Source organism: Paraburkholderia edwinii (assembly GCF_019428685.1).
Lineage (GTDB): Bacteria > Pseudomonadota > Gammaproteobacteria > Burkholderiales > Burkholderiaceae > Paraburkholderia > Paraburkholderia edwinii.
Genome location: NZ_CP080095.1, coordinates 4,597,715 through 4,617,228 on the forward strand (window position 1 = coordinate 4,597,715; position 19,514 = coordinate 4,617,228).

Here is a 19,514-nt window from a genome sequence, read left to right on the forward strand (position 1 = left end):
AAAAACATCATGAACATCTCCAGGTTCTTTATCGACCGGCCCATTTTTGCTGGCGTGCTGTCGGTCATTATTCTGCTTGGCGGCATCATCGCGTTGACGATGCTGCCGACCTCCGAGTATCCGGAAGTCGTGCCGCCATCGGTTGTGGTTCGCGCGCAATATCCGGGCGCGAACCCGAAAGTCATCGCGGAAACGGTCGCCTCGCCGCTCGAAGAAAAGATTAACGGCGTCGAAAACATGCTGTACATGCAGTCGCAAGCGAATAGCGACGGCAACATGACGACCACCGTCACGTTCAAGCTCGGCACAAACCCCGACCTTGCCACCCAGCTTGTGCAAAACCGCGTGCAGCAGGCCCTGCCGCGCTTGCCTGAAGACGTGCAGCGGCTCGGCGTGACAGTCGTGAAGGCCGCGCCGACACTCGTGATGGGCGTGAACCTCGTATCGCCGAACGACCGCTATGACATGACGTATCTGCGCAACTACGCGCTGATCAACGTGAAGACGCGGCTCGAACGCATTCCCGGCATCGGCGAAGTGGTGCTCTGGGGGTCCGGCGACTACGCGATGCGCATCTGGCTCGATCCGACCAAAGTGGCGCGCCAGAACATGACCGCATCGGACGTGGTGAAGGCGATCCGCGAGCAGAACGTGCAGGTTGCAGCCGGCCTCGTCGGCGGCCCGCCGATGAGCGAAAACGTGCCGATGCAGCTGTCGATCAACGCGCAAGGCCGGCTCAAGTCCGAAGAGGAATTTCGCCATATCGTGCTGAAGACTTCGGCGGACGGCGCGGTCACGCACCTCGGCGACGTCGCGCGCGTCGAGCTCGATGCGCAGGAATACGGGCTGCGCGCGCTGCTCGATAACAAGGCGTCGGCACAGCTGATCATCTATCAGCAGCCGGGTGCGAACTCGCTGCAGATCTCCGACGAAGTCCGCAAGACGATGAAGGAGCTCAAGGGCGATATGCCCGACGGCGTCGACTATCGCATCGTCTACGACCCGACGCAGTTCGTGCGCGAAAGCATCGACGCCGTCGTGCATACGCTGATCGAAGCGATCGTGCTGGTGGTGATTGTCGTGATCGTATTCTTGCAAAGCTGGCGCGCGTCGATCATTCCGCTGCTTGCGGTGCCCGTATCGATCGTCGGGACGTTCTCGCTGATGCTCGCGTTCGGCTTCACGATCAACGCGCTGTCGCTGTTCGGCATGGTGCTGGCCATCGGCATCGTGGTCGACGATGCGATCGTCGTGGTCGAGAACGTCGAGCGCAATATCGCCGCAGGGTTGAAGCCGCTCGACGCAACCTACGAAGCGATGCGCGAGGTCAGCGGGCCAATCGTCGCGATCGCGTTGACGCTCGTCGCGGTTTTTGTGCCGCTTGCGTTCATGTCGGGCCTGACCGGCCAGTTCTACAAGCAGTTCGCGATGACCATCGCCATCTCGACCGTCATCTCGGCGTTCAATTCGCTGACGTTGTCGCCGGCCCTTGCCGCGTTGCTGCTGCGCGACCATCACGCGCCGAAAGACGCACTGACGCGTGTGATGGACCGTCTGTTCGGCCCGTTCTTCCGCGTATTCAACAAAGTGTTCACGCGCGGTTCCGAGTCGTACGGCAAAGGCGTCGGCAAGGTCATCGGCCACAAGGTCGCGATGCTCGTCATCTACGGCGTGCTGCTCGCCGCCGCCGGCCTGATGGCGAAGATCGTTCCCCGCGGCTTTGTGCCGGCGCAGGACAAGGATTATCTCGTCAGCATCGTGCAGTTGCCGAACGGCGCGTCGCTCGAACGCACAGAGAAGGTGATTCGCGAGATGGCCGACATCACGCTGAAGCAGCCGGGCGTCGAAAGCGCGGTCGAATATCCGGGCATGTCGGTGAACGGCTTTATGAACTCGTCGAGCGCGGGCGTCCTGTTCGTCGTGCTGAAGCCGTCGAAGACGCGCCATAAAGGCGAAACGGCCAACGAGATTGTCGCGGCGCTCAACGCGAAGTTCGGCGCGATCAAGGACGCACAGATCGCCGTCTTTCCGCCGCCACCCGTGCTCGGCCTCGGCGCGCTCGGCGGCTTCAAGCTGCAGATCGAAGACCGCGGCGCGCTCGGCTACGAAGCGCTGAATAGCGCGACGCAGGCGTTCCTCACGAAGGCCGCGCAAGCCCCCGAACTCGGGCCGTCGTTCTCGAGCTATCAGATCAACGTGCCGCAGCTGAACGTCAATCTGGATCGCGTGAAAGCGAAGCAGCTTGGCGTGAATATCACCGATGTGTTCGACACGATGCAGATCTATCTCGGCTCGCTGTACGTGAACGACTTCAACAAGTTCGGCCGCGTATTTCAGGTGCGCGCGCAGGCCGACGCACCGTTCCGCGCCACGGCGAACGACATCGGCCAGTTGAAGACGCGCAACGCCAATGGCGAGATGGTGCCGCTGTCGTCGCTCGTGAGCGTCACGCCGACGTATGGCCCGGAGATGGTCGTGCGCTACAACGGCTACACGGCAGCCGACATCAACGGCGGCCCCGCGCCCGGCTATTCGTCGGGTCAAGCACAGGCGGCCATCGAGCGGATCGCGAAGGAAACGCTGCCGCGCGGCGTGAAGTTCGAGTGGACCGATCTCACGTATCAGCAGGTACTCGCCGGCAGCTCCGCGCTGTGGGTGTTCCCGATCAGCGTGCTGCTCGTGTTCCTCGTGCTCGCCGCGATGTACGAAAGCCTGACGCTGCCGCTCGCGATTCTGCTGATCGTGCCGATGACGCTCCTCTCCGCGTTGACCGGCGTGTGGCTGACGCGCGGCGACAACAACATCTTCACGCAGATCGGTTTGATGGTGCTCGTCGGGCTCTCCGCGAAAAACGCGATTCTGATCGTCGAGTTCGCGCGCGAGCTCGAAATGCAGGGGCGCTCGATTGTCCAGGCCGCGATTGAAGCGAGCCGCTTGCGATTGCGCCCGATTCTGATGACGTCGATCGCTTTCATCATGGGCGTGGTGCCGCTTGTGATCTCGACCGGCGCCGGCGCCGAGATGCGCCGCGCAATGGGTATCGCGGTGTTCTTCGGGATGCTTGGCGTGACGCTGTTCGGACTGATGCTGACGCCCGTGTTCTATGTGCTGCTGCGCAAGCTCGCGGGCGGCAAGCATCTCGCGGACAAGCACGGCCATCATCCGCATATTCACGGCCCCGATGACAGCCCATCCGCTCCCGCCGTCCGTGTACCCGAACCGGCTTACGAAGACTAAGCGATAAGGAAAGCGTCATGAAACGATCGATGATGAAAAGCGTGTTGACCGGCTCGATACTGCTTGGCGCCTTGCTCGTGCTCGCGGGTTGCTCGCTTGCGCCGACGTATGGAGTGCCGTCCACGCCGATGCCGGCCGCGTTCAAGGAAGCCACGCATGAAACAACACATGAGGCCACGCAGACCGCGCTGCCCGCGTCGGAAGCGGGCAGCTGGAAGACTGCGCAGCCATCCGAAGCCATATCGCGCGGCGAATGGTGGAAGGTATTTGGCGATGCGAAACTCGATGCGCTCGAGCAGCAGGCTCTGGAAGCAAACCAGAACCTGAAAGCAGCGGCCGCGCGCGTGAAGGAAGCGCGCGCGCTGAACCAGGCCGCGCGTGCGGGACTATTCCCGACGCTCGACGCCGGCTTCGGCCCGACGCGGCAAAAGGTATCGGCGGCCTCGCAATTCCAGCCGGATGGCGCGAATATTCCGCAGCAGACGTTCTGGCGCGCGCAGGCGAGCGCATCGTATGAAGTCGATCTGTTCGGCCGCGTCGCATCGACGGTCGATGCGGCGAAGGCCGACACGCAGCAAAGCGAAGCGCTGTTCCGCTCGGTGCTGCTCGCGCTGCAGGCCGACGTCGCGCAGAACTACTTCGCGTTGCGCGAGCTCGATGCGGAAACCGACGTGTTCGACCACGCCGTCGAACTGCGCGAGCAGGCACTGAAGCTCGCGCAGCATCGATATGCGGAAGGCGACGTGACCGAACTCGACGTTTCGCGCGCCAAGGCGGAACTCGCGACCGCGCGTTCGGACGCGATGACGGTGCAGCGTCTGCGCGCCGCATCCGAGCACAGTCTTGCGGTGCTGCTTGGCCGCGCGCCAGCCGAGTTTTCGATGGCGGCCGATCCGCTGCAGCCGGTCGAGTTGCGCGTGCCGCCCGGGCTGCCGTCGTCGCTGCTCGAGAGGCGCCCCGATATCGCCGCCGCCGAGCGTGCGATGGCCGCGGCGAATGCGCGGATCGGCGTGGCGAAAGCGGCGTTCTTTCCGTCGTTGACGCTAACCGGCACCGGCGGCTTCGAATCGGCCACGCTCGGCGATCTCTTCAAATGGAGCAGCCGCGCGTTCCTGCTCGGCCCGCTCGCGGGCACGGCGCTCAATGTGCCGATTTTCGACGGCGGGCGTCGCAAGGGCAATCTCGCGAATGCGCGTGCCGTCTATGAAGAGGATGTCGCGGACTATCGGCAGCAAGTGCTGACCGCGTTCCGCGAAGTCGAAGACAGTCTGTCCGATCTACGCATTCTCGAAGCGCAGACGAAGCAGCAGAATGAAGCGGTGAATGCGTCGCAGCGTGCCGCCGATCTTTCGCGTACGCAGTACACGGAAGGCGCGATCAATTACCTGGACGTGATCGAGGCGCAACGCACGGTGCTGCAGGCGAAACGCGCCGCCGTGCAGTTGCAGGGTGTTCAGGCGGCGGCAACGGTGAACCTCATACGTGCGTTGGGAGGCGGCTGGGGCGATAACGTACCGGAACCCACGATGCCGCCGCTTGCGCAGAAGTAGCTCATCACCGCACGGCCCAGGTTCACTAAACGTGCGCTAAACAAAAACGCCCATCCGATGACATTGCAACGGATGGGCGTTCACGCGTAGGTAATCAGGTCTCGAGCACCTGCGGCCCCAGCGAATTGTCGATCAGCACTTTCCAACCGCCGCCCGGCTGCTTGCGAAAAACGGTTGTCGCAACCAGTTCTCTCGACGAGACTTCGCCATCGGTATCTTTGTATTCGAGCATCCACCGCGACAGGAACAGCGCGATACCATCTGCTTCGATAACATGCGTTTTGAGTTGCTTCGCCGATACGCCGGATTTCATCGCACGTTCGAAAAAACGTCTGAGTTCCGCGCGCTCGCGAACCGTTCTTCCCGGTTCCGTGACGACTACCGCGTCGTCTTCATAGAAGCCGATGACCGTATCGATGTCCTGCTCGTTGAATGCCCGGTCCAACAGTTCCACCGCATGTTCGGGGCTGGTCGCGATCATGGCTTTTTCCTCCGAAGTAACTCACATCATAGTCGAGTGACTGGTCGATGAGTGCTACCAGGGCAGGAAACTTTGTAAGTTGATTTCACAGCGCAATGGCAATTCAATCGCGCGGCCGCTCCGGCTCGCGCAAACTTTCGGCGAGATGATTGAGCACGGCTCGCGTTTTCGCGGCCATTTTTTGCCCGAGCGGAATGATTGCGTGCACGGGCGGACCGTCGACCGCCGCATGCGGCAGCACATGCACGAGCCGCCCTGCTTTCACATGCGGCAATGCAACGCGATCGTGAATCTGCGCGATGCCGAAGCCCGCGATCGCCGCATCGACGAGCGCCTGGCCATCGGCGAGAACGAGTGCGGATGTCACCGGCATCTCGCGTTTAACCGTCCCCTCGCGCAAAGTCCAGGGCCGCAACCTGCCCGTGGGGCCGCGAAACACGATGGCGTCATGCGAGGCGAGATCGGCGATCGTTTCGACCGGCCCTTTGCGCGTGAGATAGGCGGGCGCCGCGTACAGTCCTACCTTCAGATCGCACAGCTTGCGCACTGTCATCTCGCTGTCGACGGGCAACTCACCGATGCGCACGACGATATCCCAACCTTCGCCAACCGGGTCCGACATGCGGTCGGTCAATGCGAGTTCGAGCGTGACCTTCGGATGCTTGCGGCGCAGCGCTTCGAACGTGGGCAGGAGCAGCCGTCCGAAACCGGCCGGCAAATCGAGCCGCACGCGGCCGACCGGCTCCGACTGCCGCGCCGCGAGCTGATGCTCAGCTTCACGCAAACCATCGAGCGCGGCTTGCGCGGCGAACAGATAGGTTTCACCGTCTTCGGTCAGCCGCACGGCACGTGTCGTGCGCTGAAAAAGCCGCGTGCCGAGCCGCGTTTCGAGCCGCTGCACGGCCTTACCGACATTCGACTTGCTGGTGCCGAGGTCTTCGCCGGCGCGCGTGAAGCTGCCGGTCTGCGTGACCGCGATAAAGCACGCGATATCGGAAATCGAGGTTTCGCCACGCTCGGGCATTCGATCACCTGCTTCGTTTGCAAATAGGGGGATGCCGAATTCAATCGTGCCGTTCAACACGCGCATGGCGAGAAGAGCAAAGCCCGGGACGCAATGTCCCGGGCTTCCTCGGGCACGACCCTCGCCGTCTTTTCTTTTTATCGCCTTCACATGACGGCACTGCATTTTGCCTCACAGACGAACCGCGGATAAATCACCGTAGCGTGGTTACTCCGTCTCCTGCAAAGCGACAATGCACACCGTCTCCCGCGAAGCGACAGAGCGTCTCCCGCCGCAGGGTTTCTCGCAACGCATGCTCACCCTACGATGGACACCGAAACATCCGTTGCGCCGTGTTCACCGGACACCGGCGCCTGTCCCCTCGTTCCTGAAGGTGAACCCGATGAACCAGAATACAGAGGCCGCACTTGGCGCGAGCACGTCCATCGAAGCGCTCTCTCCCGCGCGCACCGCAAAGCTCTTCGAGGCCGTACGCATCGGCCCACTGACCCTTAACAATCGCATCGTGATGTCGCCCATGACACGCACGATGGCGCCAGCCGGCATTCCCGGCGAAGCGCATGCCCACTACTATGGAAGGCGAGCCAAAGGCGGCGCCGGGCTCATCATCACTGAAGGCACGTGGGTGCCGCACGACGCGGCGGCCAACGAAGAAGACGTACCGCGCATGTACGGCGTCGCCGCACTGAACGGATGGCGGCAGGTGGTCGAAGCGGTCCACGCGGAAGGCGCGTCGATCCTCGCCCAGCTGTGGCACGTCGGCCAGATGAAGCAACACACGATCGACGGGCTGTATGCCCCGAAGGGCGCCGGTTATCGGCCGCCGCGGCGCGTCGGTCCGTCGGGGCTGTTCGGTGGAATCGGCAAACCGATGACGCCCGATGGCGAACCGGCCCTGCCCGCGGACCTCGACGCGATCGTCGAAGCCTACGCGAAGGCCGCGGTCAACGCGCAGATGGCGGGCTTCGACGGCATCGAGCTCCATGCGGCACACGGCTATCTGCTCGACCAGTTTTTCTGGCCCGGCACGAACCGGCGCGACGACCGGTGGGGCGGAGCGCTGCGCAACCGCGCGCGCCTTGCAGCCGACGTCATCGCGGAAATTCGCCGCGTGACGGGTGTCCATTTCGCGATTTCGCTGCGCATATCGCAATGGAAGGTGCAGGACTTCGACGCGAAAAACTTCAACACGCCCGCCGAGCTCGCGGAGTTCACGGCGATCATGGTCGATGCGGGCGTCGATATTTTTCACTGCTCGACGCGCCGCTTCTGGGACACCGAATTCGGTTCGGAGCGCAACCTCGCCGCTTGGACCAAAGAGCTATCGGGCAAGCCTGCGATCACCGTGGGCGCGGTCGGCATGACCGGCGAGCATATCGACACGCTGATGGGCGAAGCGAGTCACGTCGCCTCGCTCGATCGACTGCTGGCGATGCTCGAACACGGCGACTTCGACCTCGTCGCGGTCGGCCGCGGCATGCTCGTGAATCCCGATTGGGCGAACAAGGTGCGCGAAGGACGCATCGACGAGTTGCGCAACTGGGACAGAAGCGTGCTGAACACGCTGATCTGACGGGCAGCAGAGGCGTCCCTTCGACGACGCCCTGCTTCGTTCACCGTGCACGCGAGCGCGCGCGAGCACCACCGGTCGCGCGCGGCGCCGTTTCCGCGCCGTTCAGAAACTCCGCGAGTTGATTGAGCACGACGCGCGTTCTCAACGACATCTTCTGTCCGGCCGGAATCATCGCGTGTACGGGCAAGCCCGCGACATCGGCTGCGGGCAGCACATGTTGCAGCCGCCCCGACTCGACGAGCGGCTGCACGATACGGTCGATCAGTTGCGAAATGCCGAGCCCGCTGACGAGCGCATCGTTGAGCGCCTGGCCGTCTTCGACGACCACCACGGGCGACGGCGCAATCGACCGCACCTCGCCGCCGTCATTGAGCGCCCACGGGCGCAGCCGACCGGAGGGCCCGCGAAAGATCACGGCATCGTGCTGCGCGAGATCCGCAATCGAGCGAATCTCGCCGCGGGCTGCCAGATACGACGGCGACGCATAGAGCCCGAAGCGCGTATCGCAGAGCTTGCGCACGGTCATGTCGCTGTCTTTCGGCAATTCGCCGATGCGGATCACGAGATCCCAGCCATCGGCGACCGGGTCCGACATCTTGTCGCTGAAGCCGAGTTCGAACGTGAGCCGCGGGTGCTGCTGCCGCAACGCGAGAATCGCCGGAAACAGCAGCCTGCCGAACGATGAAGGCAAGTCGAGCCGCACACGCCCGACAACTTCATCGCGCCGCGCGGCGAGTTCCTGCTCCGCTTCGCGCAGCCCGCCCAACGCGGACTGCACCGCGAGCAGATACGTTTCGCCGTCTTCGGTCAGGCGCACCGCGCGCGTCGTGCGCTGGAAGAGCCGTGTCGAAAGGCGCGCCTCGAGCCGCTGCACGAGCTTGCCGACATGCGATTTGCTCGTGCCGAGCGACTCGGCCGCTTTCGTGAAGCTGCCCTCCACCGCGACCGCCTCGAATGCGGAAATCTCGGATATCGAAGCATCCGCGCGTTCGACCATATCAGCTCTCCAGCAATCAGAAAGAAGCAGTAGGAACCGTTAAGCGGCACACCTCCAGCCGCGTCGAACGACACTGTAGCGGGAGCGTGCCGCAAGATAAAGACACTTGGCGCCAATGGCCGTGTTCCGGTCGCGATTGTCGCCCACGCGGCGACGCTCTAGCCACTGTTACGGCGTTTATCCGCACGAGCGCGGCCGGTAGAGTCTGTTCCATCGCAAACGCAATGCGACCCAGCCATCGACTCGAAAGGATACGCAAATGAAACTCTACATCGCTCAGGCAACCTGCTCGCTCGCGGTACAAGCCGTCTTCAACGAACTGGGCCTCGAACCCGAGCTGATTCACTACGACGTGTTCGGCAAGAGCACGACGGACAACGGCAGCTTCGTCGACGTCAACGAACTCGGTTATGTGCCGGTCCTCGTACTCGACGAAGGGCAAGCGGGCGCGCGTGCCGATGAAAAGCTAACCGAAACGATCGTCATCTCGTCGTACCTCGCCGACCAGCATCCGGAGTCCGGCCTGATTCCGGTGCACGGCACGATCGAACGCGTGCGGATGGACCAGTTGCTGACCTTTGTCGCGACCGAGATTGCGCAGAAGCATATCCCGCTAATGCGCAAACTGCTGACCGAAGAAGGCACCGCGTGGACGCGCGCGAAGCTCGTCAATGCCTACGCAAGACTCGATGCGCAACTCGCGGACGGCCGCACGTATCTGACCGGCGAGCGGTTCACCGTTGCCGACGCCTATGTGTGGGCAACGATGTGGCACGAGCGCTCGGGCGCGCAGATCGGTCACCTGCAGCACCTGATGGCGTATATCGCGCGTATCGAAGCGCGGGCGTCGGTAAAAAAGGCGCTGAAAGACGAGGCTGAACTGGTCGCGCGGCATAAGCAGCTTCTGGCCGCTTAAGCGCGGGGCGCGAGGCCGGCTCGCTTACAAGGCGTGCCGGTTCAGGCAAGCGTTGCCTTCGTTTCTGCGGTCTGACCTGCAGTTCGCCTATCATCGGTGACAATCGGTGACAAAGCGCGGCGAGATCGCCGCGCAAGCGGTCCGCAAGCAATCGAATGCCGCACGATATCAGGAGGCAACCTTGCCGCAATCGAAAATTCAGGCCGTCTACATGCGCGGCGGCACAAGCAAAGGCGTATTCTTCCGTCCCGACTGGCTGCCCACCGACGCTGCCCAACGCGACCGCATCCTGCTGCGCGTGATCGGCAGCCCCGACCCTTACGGACAGCATATCGACGGCATGGGCGGCGCGACATCGAGCACGAGCAAGGTGGTGATCGTCGGCCCCTCGTCACGCGCGGACTGCGATGTCGACTACCGCTTCGGACAAGTGGCGATCGACAAGCCGATCGTCGACTGGTCCGGCAACTGCGGCAATCTCACTTCGGCAGTCGGCCCGTTCGCGATCGCGCAAGGGCTCGTCGACGCTCCGCGCGACGGCATGGCGATCGTGCGCATCTGGCAGGCGAACATCAACGCCAAAATCATCGCGCATGTGCCGATGCGCAACGGTGAAGTGGTCGAGGAAGGCGATTTCGAACTCGATGGCGTAACGTTCCCCGCGGCCGAAATCAGGATCGAATTTCTCGATCCGACAGGCGATGCGGATCCGGACGCGCCGGACACCGGCATGTTCCCCACCGGCAACGCGCTCGACACGCTCGACGTGCCCGGCGTCGGCGCGCTCGAAATGACGATGATCAACGCGGGCAATCCCGCGATTTTTATCGATGCGGCAGCGCTAGACCTCACCGGCACCGAATTGCAACGCGATGTGAACGGCAACGCGGCGCTGCTCGAAAAAGCCGAAACGATCCGCGCGCACGCCGCCGTGCGCATGGGCCTCGCGCGCACGACCGAAGAAGCAACGACGCAGCGCCCGCACACGCCGAAACTGGCCTTCGTGTCGCCGCCCGCCAGTTACGTCGCGTCGAGCGGTAAACGCGTCGACGCCGCCACGCTCGACCTCAACGCGCGCATTTTCTCGATGGGCAAGCTGCACCACGCGATGACCGGCACCGGCGCAATCGCAATCGCCGTCGCGGCCGCGATTCCTGGCACGATTGTCAATCGTCTTGCGCCGGATGCGGCTGGCAGCGTGCGCTTCGGCCACGCATCAGGCAGCCTCGCGGTGGGCGCTGAGGCCGTGCAGAACGACGGCAGCTGGACCGTCACGAAAGTGGTGATGAGCCGTAGCGCGCGGCGGCTGATGGAAGGCTTCGTGTTCGTACCCGAAGCCGCGCTTTGACAGGCGCGCTCGCGCTATAACTAGCGGCGGCGTCTGAACGCGATCGTCACCGCGCTTTGCTGCGGCCCGCAGCGCGGCGTATTCGGCGACGACGGGTCGGAATCGATATCGGCACCGGTATCGGTGCGCGCCGCTGCCGCATCGGGCTCGCCGGCATCGTGCCGCGATTTTCCATACGTCGGCGCCGCTTCGAGCGTGCGGAACGTTTCCCATGCGACGCCTTGCGGGTCGACCGTCCACGATTTATCGGAGACCGCATAGCAGCATGGCGCCGCCGTTTCTTCTTCGGCAGCGATTTCCGCGAGCGCGAAGCGGTTACGCATTTCGGTCAGTTCTTCTTCGGTTTCGACCTGAATGCCGAAATGATCGATCCCCGAGCGCGCAAGACGCTGCGAGATCGCAAAGTTCACCGCGGGGTCCGATAATTCCCACTTGCAATAGTCGTGCTTGCGCACGGTCGGCTCGATGCCGCCGAACATCGCGCTGTAAAAGCGGATGCTCTCCGTCAAATTTTCGACTGAAACGTGAATGTGCATACGCTTCATATTGCAGCTCCACACCAGTTCAAGGCTTCTTCGCGGATGCCAGTACACAAGGCAACGGCACGCGAATGTCATCGCCGTTTCGATACGGCGCGCAGTCTTCTAAAACGGACTTTTCGATCGATGCGCGCGCTTCAGGCGTCTGCAATTTCAGCAGCGAGCCCATCCGCACCCCACCGTGCAACATCATGTGAAAGGCCGTCTCGGGCGCGCGCGTGTGTAGTGTCTGACTCACTTCGACCACGCGAGGTTCGATAAAGCCAATTGCTCGTAGCGTGCGTTCGCATTCGCTCCAGTCGCTAAAGCGCGCGAACGGCGGCCCCGGCGGCAGCGGCACGTCCAGACGTCCGTACGTCTCGACAGCCTTTAACACAAAGCCGAAACCGAGCGCGCGATCCGGCGTCGACCAGACGGTAAACGCGATTCTGCCGCCGCTTTTCAACACGCGAAACGCTTCGGCGAGCGCCTTGTCCGGATCGGCGAAATGCAACAGGCCGAAGCTGATGCCGACCGCGTCGAAGCTCGCATCGTCGAACGGCAACGCATCCGCGCTGCCACGCTGAAATTCGACATCGGGATACTCGCGCGTCGCTTCGTCGACCATGGCCTGCGCGAAATCGACACCGATCGCATGCGCGCCGCGGCGTGCCGCCGCTGCCGCGACATAGCCGGGCCCGGTCGCGACATCGAGAAAACGCGTACCTGCGCGAACCTCAAGCGCGTCGAGCAAGGCGCCGTTCGATTGCTTCGTCACTTCACCGAAACGCGGCTTATAGGCTTCGGCGAGTTGCTCCCAGCCGTCGCGTTCGAATGCGGTGAAGGCGTCCTGTTCCATACGGTGTGTCCTGTTTAGCGGTTACGAACTGTCAAATGCATGTCAAGCGCGAGTGAAGCGGGGGTGTCGCCCGCAGCGCGCCTGATCGCATACGTTGCTGTCAACCATGATATGTGATCGTAAGGGCACGCGCGATAGGCGTCCACCCCACGTACAAACGCGGGGGTTCAGGACTATTAACATTGGGAAAAATCAATCCGCGTCTCGGACGCGAAGACGGATCAGTCTCGGCGAACATGCACGTCGACTGCGTGCTTCACTCGCCCATGCGTATATTCCGGTTACCTGCGAGGAGCAGGCGAAGCCGGAAAGTGGTGCTGCCTGGCAGTTCGTGACGCCAAGCTTGCACCGCGTGCGTAAAAAGCCTTCAAACGTGCTGCACGGTGAATTCGTTGAGCACCTGACACAACGATTCGACGGCCTCTTCGGTGACCGCGTTATACAGCGATGCACGCAACCCGCCTACCGAACGATGACCTTCGAGCCCGACGATACTCTGATCCCGCGCTGCGGCAATAAAGGCCTGATCGAGCCGCTTGTCGCCGAACGTGAACGATACGTTCATCTGCGAGCGCCAGCGCGGGTCGGCATGAATCGTGACTGCATCGCCGAGCGCGTCGAGCGTCGCATACAGGCGCTTCGACTTCGCTTCGTTGATACGCTGCATGGCCTGCAAGCCGCCGATGTCGAAGCGCAGCCACCGTGTCACCAGCATCAACACGTAAATCGCGAAGACCGGCGGCGTGTTGTAGTTCGAATTGTGCAGAACGTGAGTGCGGAAATCGAGAATGGCGGGCAAGCCGTCGGGAATGCGGTCGAGCAAAGTGCGCCTGATCACCGCAACCGTGACGCCGGCCGGCCCGAGGTTTTTCTGCGCGTGCGCGTAAATCATCGAGTACGCGTCGCTGCGAAACGGCTTCGACAGGAAGTCCGACGACATGTCCGCGATCAGCGGCGCCGCGATATCGCCGGCTTCGCACGGATCGAACTGCAAGCCTTCGACAGTCTCGTTCGACACGTAGTGCAGATAGGCGGCCGACGGCGCGACGTCCAGCGTGCGCAACTCAGGCAATTGTTTGTAACCGGTCGCCTTGCCATCCCACACGATGTTGCGCCTGGTCACCTTCGCGGCTTCGGCGGTCGCTTTCGCGCTCCAGTAGCCGGAGGTCACATACTCGGGCGCCGCAGCCGCGCGCGCGGCGAAGTTCATCGGGATCGTCGCGAACAGCAGGCTGCTGCCGCCTTGCAAAAACGTAATCGCATAGTCGCTCGACAGGCCGAGCAGATGCCGCAGATTCATCTCAGCCTCTTCAAGCACCGAGCGGAACCATTCGGACCGATGGCTCATGCCGAGTACCGACATGCCCGTATCCGGAAGCGCGACGATCGCATCGCGCGTTTGTGCGAGCACGGTTTCGGGCAGCGCGCCGGGGCCGCCGGAGAAATTCAGAGCGTTAAATTTCATGTTCGATCCTGCGGATGCGCGGCACGTGCGAACGGATGAGCGCTTGATCGTTGAGTTGAGTTGATTTGCGGTCGAGACCATGATCGACGCAATGCGCGATGATGGACGGTAGCCACAATACCAACGGCCGCTCTTTAGCAAATGCGGGAACAAAGGGCCGATTTCCCGCTTGTTCGGTCGAGCCTGCAGGATGCGTACGCCATAAGGTGATGCACGCTGCAAGGCTTGCCTGCACGGTTTATTACAACCGGCTTATCAATGAAATACAGTCAAGCACGCAAACAGGCAGCCTCGCCGTAATCGCTGTTTCAACCGTATTCCGAAGGATCGATATGGCGCATTCCGCGCAACCCGCCGACGGTGAAGATGGACGCACCACCGAACCATCGGCGCGCAAGGATTCAGGCATCGAGAAAACGATCGCGATACTCAGCGCCGCGCTCGATGACGATCCGCTGAACACCGGCTTGCACGCCGCCCTCGCCGACTCGTTGCGCGATGCCGGCAACGAAACGGGCTACCTCGCGCATCGAATCGCGGTGGAAACGTCGAACGCGATTATCGCGTCGGCCACCGCGGCCGGTGCGAGCGCCGATGCAATCGCCGACATGCGCTCGGCGTTGCCGCTCTACAATCTCGCGACCTCGTATTACATGCGAGGCGACCATGCGGCTGCGCTGCACTGGTTCGAACACACGCTCGCGATAGAGCCGGACCTCGCGATCGCGCATCAAAATCTTGCGGCGGTGCTCGACGCGCTCGATCGTCCGCAAGATGCGCAGCAGCACCGCACGCGCGCCTACATCTTGCAGCGCGTGTTCGTCGAAGCCGCGGATCGTGCGCCGCGTCGCGTGCTGATTCTGTGCGCGGGCCGCACGTCGGGCAATGTGCCGTTCGACACGTTGCTGCCGGTGCAGACCAGCCACCGCATCAAATACGCCATCGACTGTGCCAACGAAGTCGAAGATTTTCAGCTGCCGCGTTACGACCTCGTGTTCAATGCGATCGGCGAACCGGACGTCGCGCAACCGCTGGAGAAACGCCTCGAGTCGTTCGCGCGCCGCTGCGGACGTCCGCTGCTGAACCGCCCCGCGGCGGTCATGCGGACGCAGCGTCATGTGCTGCCCGAGTTGCTGGCCGATATCGACGATGTGCTGACCGCGCCGTGCATGCGCATCGATCGGCCGCCCATCTCGCGCGACGAGCTCGCCACGCAGATCGATCAGGGCCGCGTCGGTTTTCCGCTGCTGCTGCGGCCGCTCGCGAAACACGGCGGCGAAGGCGTCTCGCTGCACCGGTCGATCGATACGCTATGGCCCGATGTAGAGGCCCTCAACGCGCCGTGCTACCTGACGATGTTCCGCAATTACCGCAGCGCGGATGGTCACTTCCGCAAGTACCGGAGCATCTTTATCGATCGCAAGCCGTTTCCGTACCATCTTGCGATCGGCTCCGAATGGATGGTCCACTACTTCTCCGCGGAGATGACGTCGCACGCATGGAAGCTCGAAGAGGAACGCCGCTTTCTCGAAGACCCGCGCACGGCGCTCGGCGAGCGCGCGATGCGCGCGCTCGAGGCGATCGGTGAAAAGCTCGATCTCGACTACGCGGGCGTCGACTACACGCTGCTCGACGACGGACGCGTGCTCGTGTTCGAAGCGAATGCGACGATGCTCGTGCATCGCGAGACGTCCGACGGGATGCTGGCGCACAAGAACGCGTTCGTCGAGCGGATCGTCGAGGCGTTCGAGCACATGCAGGCGGCGCGCACGCGCAGGAAGTAGCCAGCGCTTCAGCGCTACACGCACGCTACAACCGCCACTACAGCCCCGATTCCGTCACCGCCTGCGCGCGTTCGCCACGACGGCTCATCATCAGCGTCAGCACCGCGGATAGCGTGACGAATGCGGCCACCACGTAAAGGCCTGCCGCATAGCCGCCTGTCAGCGTCTTGAGCCACCCGATCAGGAACGGACCGACGAAGCCGCCGAGATTGCCGATCGAGTTGATCATCGCGATGCCGGCCGCGGCGCCCGCGCCGGACAGGAACGTAGCCGGCATCGCCCACAGCGGCGCCTTCGCTGCGCTGATGCCCACGTTCACGATAATCAGCGCGAGCACGACCTCGACGACCGTCTGTGACATCCCCGCGAACGCGAGGCCGAGCCCCGCGGCAACGCACGGAATGATCACATGCCACGCCCGCTCGCCCTTGCGGTCCGAGTGACGCGCCCACAGCACCATGCCGAGCACCGCGAGCACATTCGGAATTGCGTTCAGCATGCCGGTGCCGAAGGCGCTGAAGCCGAACTGCCGGATGATCTGCGGCGCCCACAGGCCGAGCGTGTAGAGACCCGCCGACGTGCCGAAGTAGATCAGCGCCATCACGAGTACGCGCGGGTCCGCAAGCGCGCGCATGGCGCCCGCGGTGTGGCCCGCATGTCGGCCGCGCTCGCGTTCTTCTTCGCGCAGCGTGCCGACTAGCCACTCGCGCTCATCGGGCGCGAGCCACGGCGCCTGCGCGGGCTTGTCGATCAGCACCTTCAGCACCGCGAAACCAAGCAGCACGGCCGGCACCGCTTCGATAATGAAAAGCCACTGCCAGTTCGCGAGGCCGCCCATGGTCGGCAGTTCCATCAACGCGCCGGAAATCGGCGAGCCGAGCGCGCTCGAGAGCGGCGCCGCGGCCATGAATGCCGCGGCTGCCACCGCGCGCTGCCGTGCGGGAAACCACTGGCTCAGATACAGAATGATGCCGGGAAAGAAGCCCGCTTCGGCGACGCCGAGCAGAAAGCGCAATACGTAGAACGACGTCGGTCCGGTGACAAACGCGGACGCGGCCGATACGAGCCCCCAGGTGATCATCACCCGCGCGATCCAGATGCGCGCGCCGACCTTGTTCAGGATCAGGTTCGAAGGCACTTCGCACAGGAAGTAACCGAGAAAGAAGATGCCGCCGCCGAGGCCGAACATCGTCGGCGTGAGACCGATTGCCTTGTTCATCGAAAGCGCGGCGAAGCCGACGTTCACGCGATCGAGAAAGCTGACGAAATAAAGCAGCATCACGAACGGCAGGATGCGCCACGTGAGCTTGCGCACCACGCGTGCCTGTAGATCGCGAGCCTCTAACTCGCGTGTTTGCAGATCGGCCATGCCTTGTCTCCGGTCGGCCGCGCCGTGGCCTCGTTGGGTCCGGCGCGATTGTTTTTGTTTCGGGGTGGAAGTGCTCCTTCAGATACGGGGATGCCGGCTGCGTTGCATGATCGATTGCAGCCGGCGCTTGTGCTCAATCGCGCGGACAGGCGGGCGCCGTTTTTGCGGCGCGCCGCTCCCGCGCCGTGCTCAGGCTGCGACGGCCGCGCGCGTATTGGCCGCGATGTGTTTGCACACGGCCTCGGTGACCTGCACGGTCGTTGCGTTGCCGCCGAGGTCGCCCGTATGCAGCGACGGGTTCGCGGTCACGTGCTCGATCGCGTTCATCACGAGCTTCGCGGCATCCGTTTCGCCGAAGTGCTCGAGCATCATCACGACCGACCAGAACGTGCCGACCGGATTCGCGAGACCCTTGCCCATGATGTCGAACGCCGAGCCGTGAATCGGCTCGAACATCGACGGATAGCGGCGCTCCGGATCGAGGTTCGCGGTCGGCGCAATGCCGAGGCTGCCGGCGAGCGCGGCGGCGAGGTCGCTCAGAATGTCCGCATGCAGATTCGTCGCGACGATCGTGTCGAGCGACGCGGGACGGTTCACCATGCGCGCGGTCGCCGCGTCGACGAGTTCCTTGTCCCACTTCACATCGGGGAATTCGCGCGAGACCTGCACGGCGATCTCGTCCCACATCACCATCGCATGACGCTGCGCGTTGCTCTTCGTGATCACCGTCAGGAGCTTGCGCGGGCGCGATTGCGCGAGCCGGAACGCGAAACGCAGCACGCGTTCGACACCGGCGCGCGTCATCATCGATACATCCGTTGCGACTTCGATCGGATGACCCTGGTGCGCACGGCCGCCGATGCCCGCGTACTCGCCCTCGGAGTTTTCACGCACGATCACCCAATCGAGATCGGCCGGCTTGCAGCGCTTGAGCGGCGCGTCGATGCCGGGCAGGATGCGCGTCGGTCGCACGTTCGCGTATTGATCGAAGCCTTGGCAGATTTTCAGACGCAGGCCCCATAGCGTGATGTGATCGGGAATATGCGGGTCGCCGGCCGAGCCGAACAGAATGGCGTCCTTGTTGCGCAGCGCGTCGAGGCCGTCGGCCGGCATCATCACGCCGTGCTGACGGTAATAGTCGCCGCCCCAGTCGAAGTCTTCGAACTCGAAGCGGAATTTGTCGCTGCGTGCAGCCAGCACTTCGAGAACCTGCTGACCGGCGGGTACCACTTCCTTGCCAATGCCGTCGCCGGGAATCGTCGCAATGCGATAGGTCTTCATGCTGAGGTGGCTCCTGAGAAATGTTCGGTGAAAGGCGCGCACGCTTCGCGTGGGCTGCGCTGGTGAAGGCCTGGTAGAGGCCCAGTGAAGGGATGAGTCGATAGTAAGAAATCGACGTGCGGTGCACGCGCTGCTAGACTTAAACCACCTTTAACTGCAGGTTAAGAATAGGCGGCGAAATGGGCGCTTCGGTGCAACCGGAAGACCTCGCGTTTTTCTCCGTGCTTGCGGGGCGCGGCAGCCTGACCGCGACCGCGCGCGAACTCGGCATTACCACGGCGGCGGTCAGCAAGCACCTCGCGCAGATGGAATCGCGCGCGGGTGTCGCGCTCGTCAATCGCACAACGCGCCGCATGAGTCTCACCGCGGAAGGCGAGATCTATCTGACGCACGCGCGGCGCATTCTCGGCGAGATGGATGAACTCGCGCAGGTGCTCGGCGGCGCACGTGCTGCGCCGAAGGGCTTGTTGCGCGTGAATGCGACGCTCGGCTTCGGACGCAGCCACGTGGCGCCGGTCATTTCACGTTTCGTGCAGCGCTATCCGGAAGTCGACGTGCAGTTACAGCTATCGGTCGACCCGCCGCCGATCAGCAGCGACACCTACGACGTCTGCATCCGCTTCGGCGAGCCGCCCGATGCGCGCGTGATCGCCCGACGCATCGCGCCGAACCGTCGCCTGTTATGCGCGGCGCCCGCGTATTTCAAGCATCACAAGATGCCGAAGACGCCTGCCGATCTCGCGCAGCACAACTGCATCGGTATCCGTCAGGGCGACGATGGTTATGGCATCTGGCGTTTGACGAGCGGACGCGCCGCGGCACAGAAAACCGCGACCGTGCGCGTGCGCGGCAACCTCACGACCAACGACGGTGAGATCGCGGTGAAGTGGGCGCTCGAAGGCCACGGCATTCTGATGCGCGCGGAGTGGGATATCGTCGACTATCTGGAAAGCGGCGCGCTCGTGCCGGTGCTGCCTGAATACCGAACGCCCGATGCCGATATCTTCGCGGTGTATTCGCCGCTGCATCAGATGTCCGCGCGCGTACGTGTGTTTATCGAGTTTTTGACGGCGGAATTGGGCGAGTGAATGCGGTGCGCAGGTATTGCTGCT

General features: G+C 63.2%; 15 protein-coding genes. 7 read left to right on the forward strand and 8 right to left on the reverse strand.

Annotation, left to right across the window (positions count from 1 at the left end):
* Positions 1–9: 9 nt before the first annotated feature.
* Together KZJ38_RS20445 and KZJ38_RS20450 are read left to right on the forward strand one after the other, a co-directional pair.
* Positions 10–3,237, forward strand: coding sequence for an efflux RND transporter permease subunit (locus KZJ38_RS20445; RefSeq protein WP_219797962.1), 3,228 nt, complete (start codon positions 10–12; stop codon positions 3,235–3,237).
* A gap of 17 nt (positions 3,238–3,254) precedes the next feature.
* Positions 3,255–4,787 carry an efflux transporter outer membrane subunit gene (locus KZJ38_RS20450; protein ID WP_246641571.1) on the forward strand — a complete coding sequence of 511 codons (1,533 nt, stop codon included), beginning with the start codon at positions 3,255–3,257 and terminating at the stop codon, positions 4,785–4,787.
* Positions 4,788–4,881: 94 nt separating this feature from the next.
* On the opposite strand, the gene KZJ38_RS20455 is transcribed toward KZJ38_RS20450, so the two are convergent.
* Both KZJ38_RS20455 and KZJ38_RS20460 read right to left on the reverse strand, forming a co-directional pair.
* Entirely contained in the window at positions 4,882–5,268 is a 387-nt protein-coding gene (locus KZJ38_RS20455; protein ID WP_219797963.1) for a YybH family protein, read from the reverse strand.
* Positions 5,269–5,371: 103 nt separating this feature from the next.
* Positions 5,372–6,292, reverse strand: a complete 921-nt coding sequence (locus KZJ38_RS20460; protein ID WP_219797964.1) for a LysR family transcriptional regulator — start codon at positions 6,290–6,292, stop codon at positions 5,372–5,374.
* A 382-nt stretch (positions 6,293–6,674) separates the two neighbouring features.
* Between KZJ38_RS20460 and KZJ38_RS20465 the strand changes: the two genes are divergently transcribed.
* Entirely contained in the window at positions 6,675–7,865 is a 1,191-nt protein-coding gene (locus tag KZJ38_RS20465) for an oxidoreductase (protein ID WP_219797965.1), read from the forward strand.
* 40 nt (positions 7,866–7,905) lie between these two features.
* Here KZJ38_RS20465 and KZJ38_RS20470 read toward each other — a convergent pair whose 3' ends face one another.
* Positions 7,906–8,862, reverse strand: coding sequence for a LysR family transcriptional regulator (locus tag KZJ38_RS20470; protein WP_219797966.1), 957 nt, complete (start codon positions 8,860–8,862; stop codon positions 7,906–7,908).
* Positions 8,863–9,121: 259 nt separating this feature from the next.
* Between KZJ38_RS20470 and KZJ38_RS20475 the strand changes: the two genes are divergently transcribed.
* Positions 9,122–9,778, forward strand: coding sequence for a glutathione S-transferase family protein (locus KZJ38_RS20475; protein WP_219797967.1), 657 nt, complete (start codon positions 9,122–9,124; stop codon positions 9,776–9,778).
* A 211-nt stretch (positions 9,779–9,989) separates the two neighbouring features.
* Positions 9,990–11,126 carry a 2-methylaconitate cis-trans isomerase PrpF gene (gene prpF, locus KZJ38_RS20480; RefSeq protein WP_246641810.1) on the forward strand — a complete coding sequence of 379 codons (1,137 nt, stop codon included), beginning with the start codon at positions 9,990–9,992 and terminating at the stop codon, positions 11,124–11,126.
* A 20-nt stretch (positions 11,127–11,146) separates the two neighbouring features.
* Here prpF and KZJ38_RS20485 read toward each other — a convergent pair whose 3' ends face one another.
* The 3 genes from KZJ38_RS20485 to serC form a co-directional block, all read right to left on the reverse strand.
* The gene (locus tag KZJ38_RS20485) at positions 11,147–11,671 is read right to left on the reverse strand and encodes an ArsI/CadI family heavy metal resistance metalloenzyme (RefSeq protein ID WP_219797969.1); all 525 of its coding nucleotides are present in this window, start codon (positions 11,669–11,671) and stop codon (positions 11,147–11,149) included.
* 19 nt (positions 11,672–11,690) lie between these two features.
* On the reverse strand, positions 11,691–12,503 hold the full coding sequence (locus KZJ38_RS20490) for a class I SAM-dependent methyltransferase (RefSeq protein WP_219797970.1): 813 nt from the start codon (positions 12,501–12,503) through the stop codon (positions 11,691–11,693).
* Positions 12,504–12,870: 367 nt separating this feature from the next.
* A complete protein-coding gene (serC, locus tag KZJ38_RS20495) occupies positions 12,871–13,968 on the reverse strand; it encodes a 3-phosphoserine/phosphohydroxythreonine transaminase (RefSeq protein ID WP_219797971.1) in 1,098 nt (365 codons plus the stop codon).
* Positions 13,969–14,300: 332 nt separating this feature from the next.
* On the opposite strand from serC, the gene KZJ38_RS20500 reads away from it, so the two are divergent.
* On the forward strand, positions 14,301–15,752 hold the full coding sequence (locus tag KZJ38_RS20500; RefSeq protein WP_219797972.1) for a tetratricopeptide repeat protein: 1,452 nt from the start codon (positions 14,301–14,303) through the stop codon (positions 15,750–15,752).
* Positions 15,753–15,789: 37 nt separating this feature from the next.
* Here the strand turns inward: KZJ38_RS20500 and KZJ38_RS20505 are convergent, their stop codons facing one another.
* A complete protein-coding gene (locus KZJ38_RS20505) occupies positions 15,790–17,121 on the reverse strand; it encodes an MFS transporter (RefSeq protein WP_219797973.1) in 1,332 nt (443 codons plus the stop codon).
* Positions 17,122–17,310: 189 nt separating this feature from the next.
* Positions 17,311–18,402: a tartrate dehydrogenase gene (locus tag KZJ38_RS20510; protein WP_219797974.1), complete on the reverse strand. Its 1,092-nt coding sequence runs from the start codon at positions 18,400–18,402 to the stop codon at positions 17,311–17,313.
* Positions 18,403–18,581: 179 nt separating this feature from the next.
* On the opposite strand from KZJ38_RS20510, the gene KZJ38_RS20515 reads away from it, so the two are divergent.
* The gene (locus KZJ38_RS20515) at positions 18,582–19,490 is read left to right on the forward strand and encodes a LysR family transcriptional regulator (RefSeq protein ID WP_219797975.1); all 909 of its coding nucleotides are present in this window, start codon (positions 18,582–18,584) and stop codon (positions 19,488–19,490) included.
* The last annotated feature ends 24 nt before the right edge of the window (positions 19,491–19,514 follow it).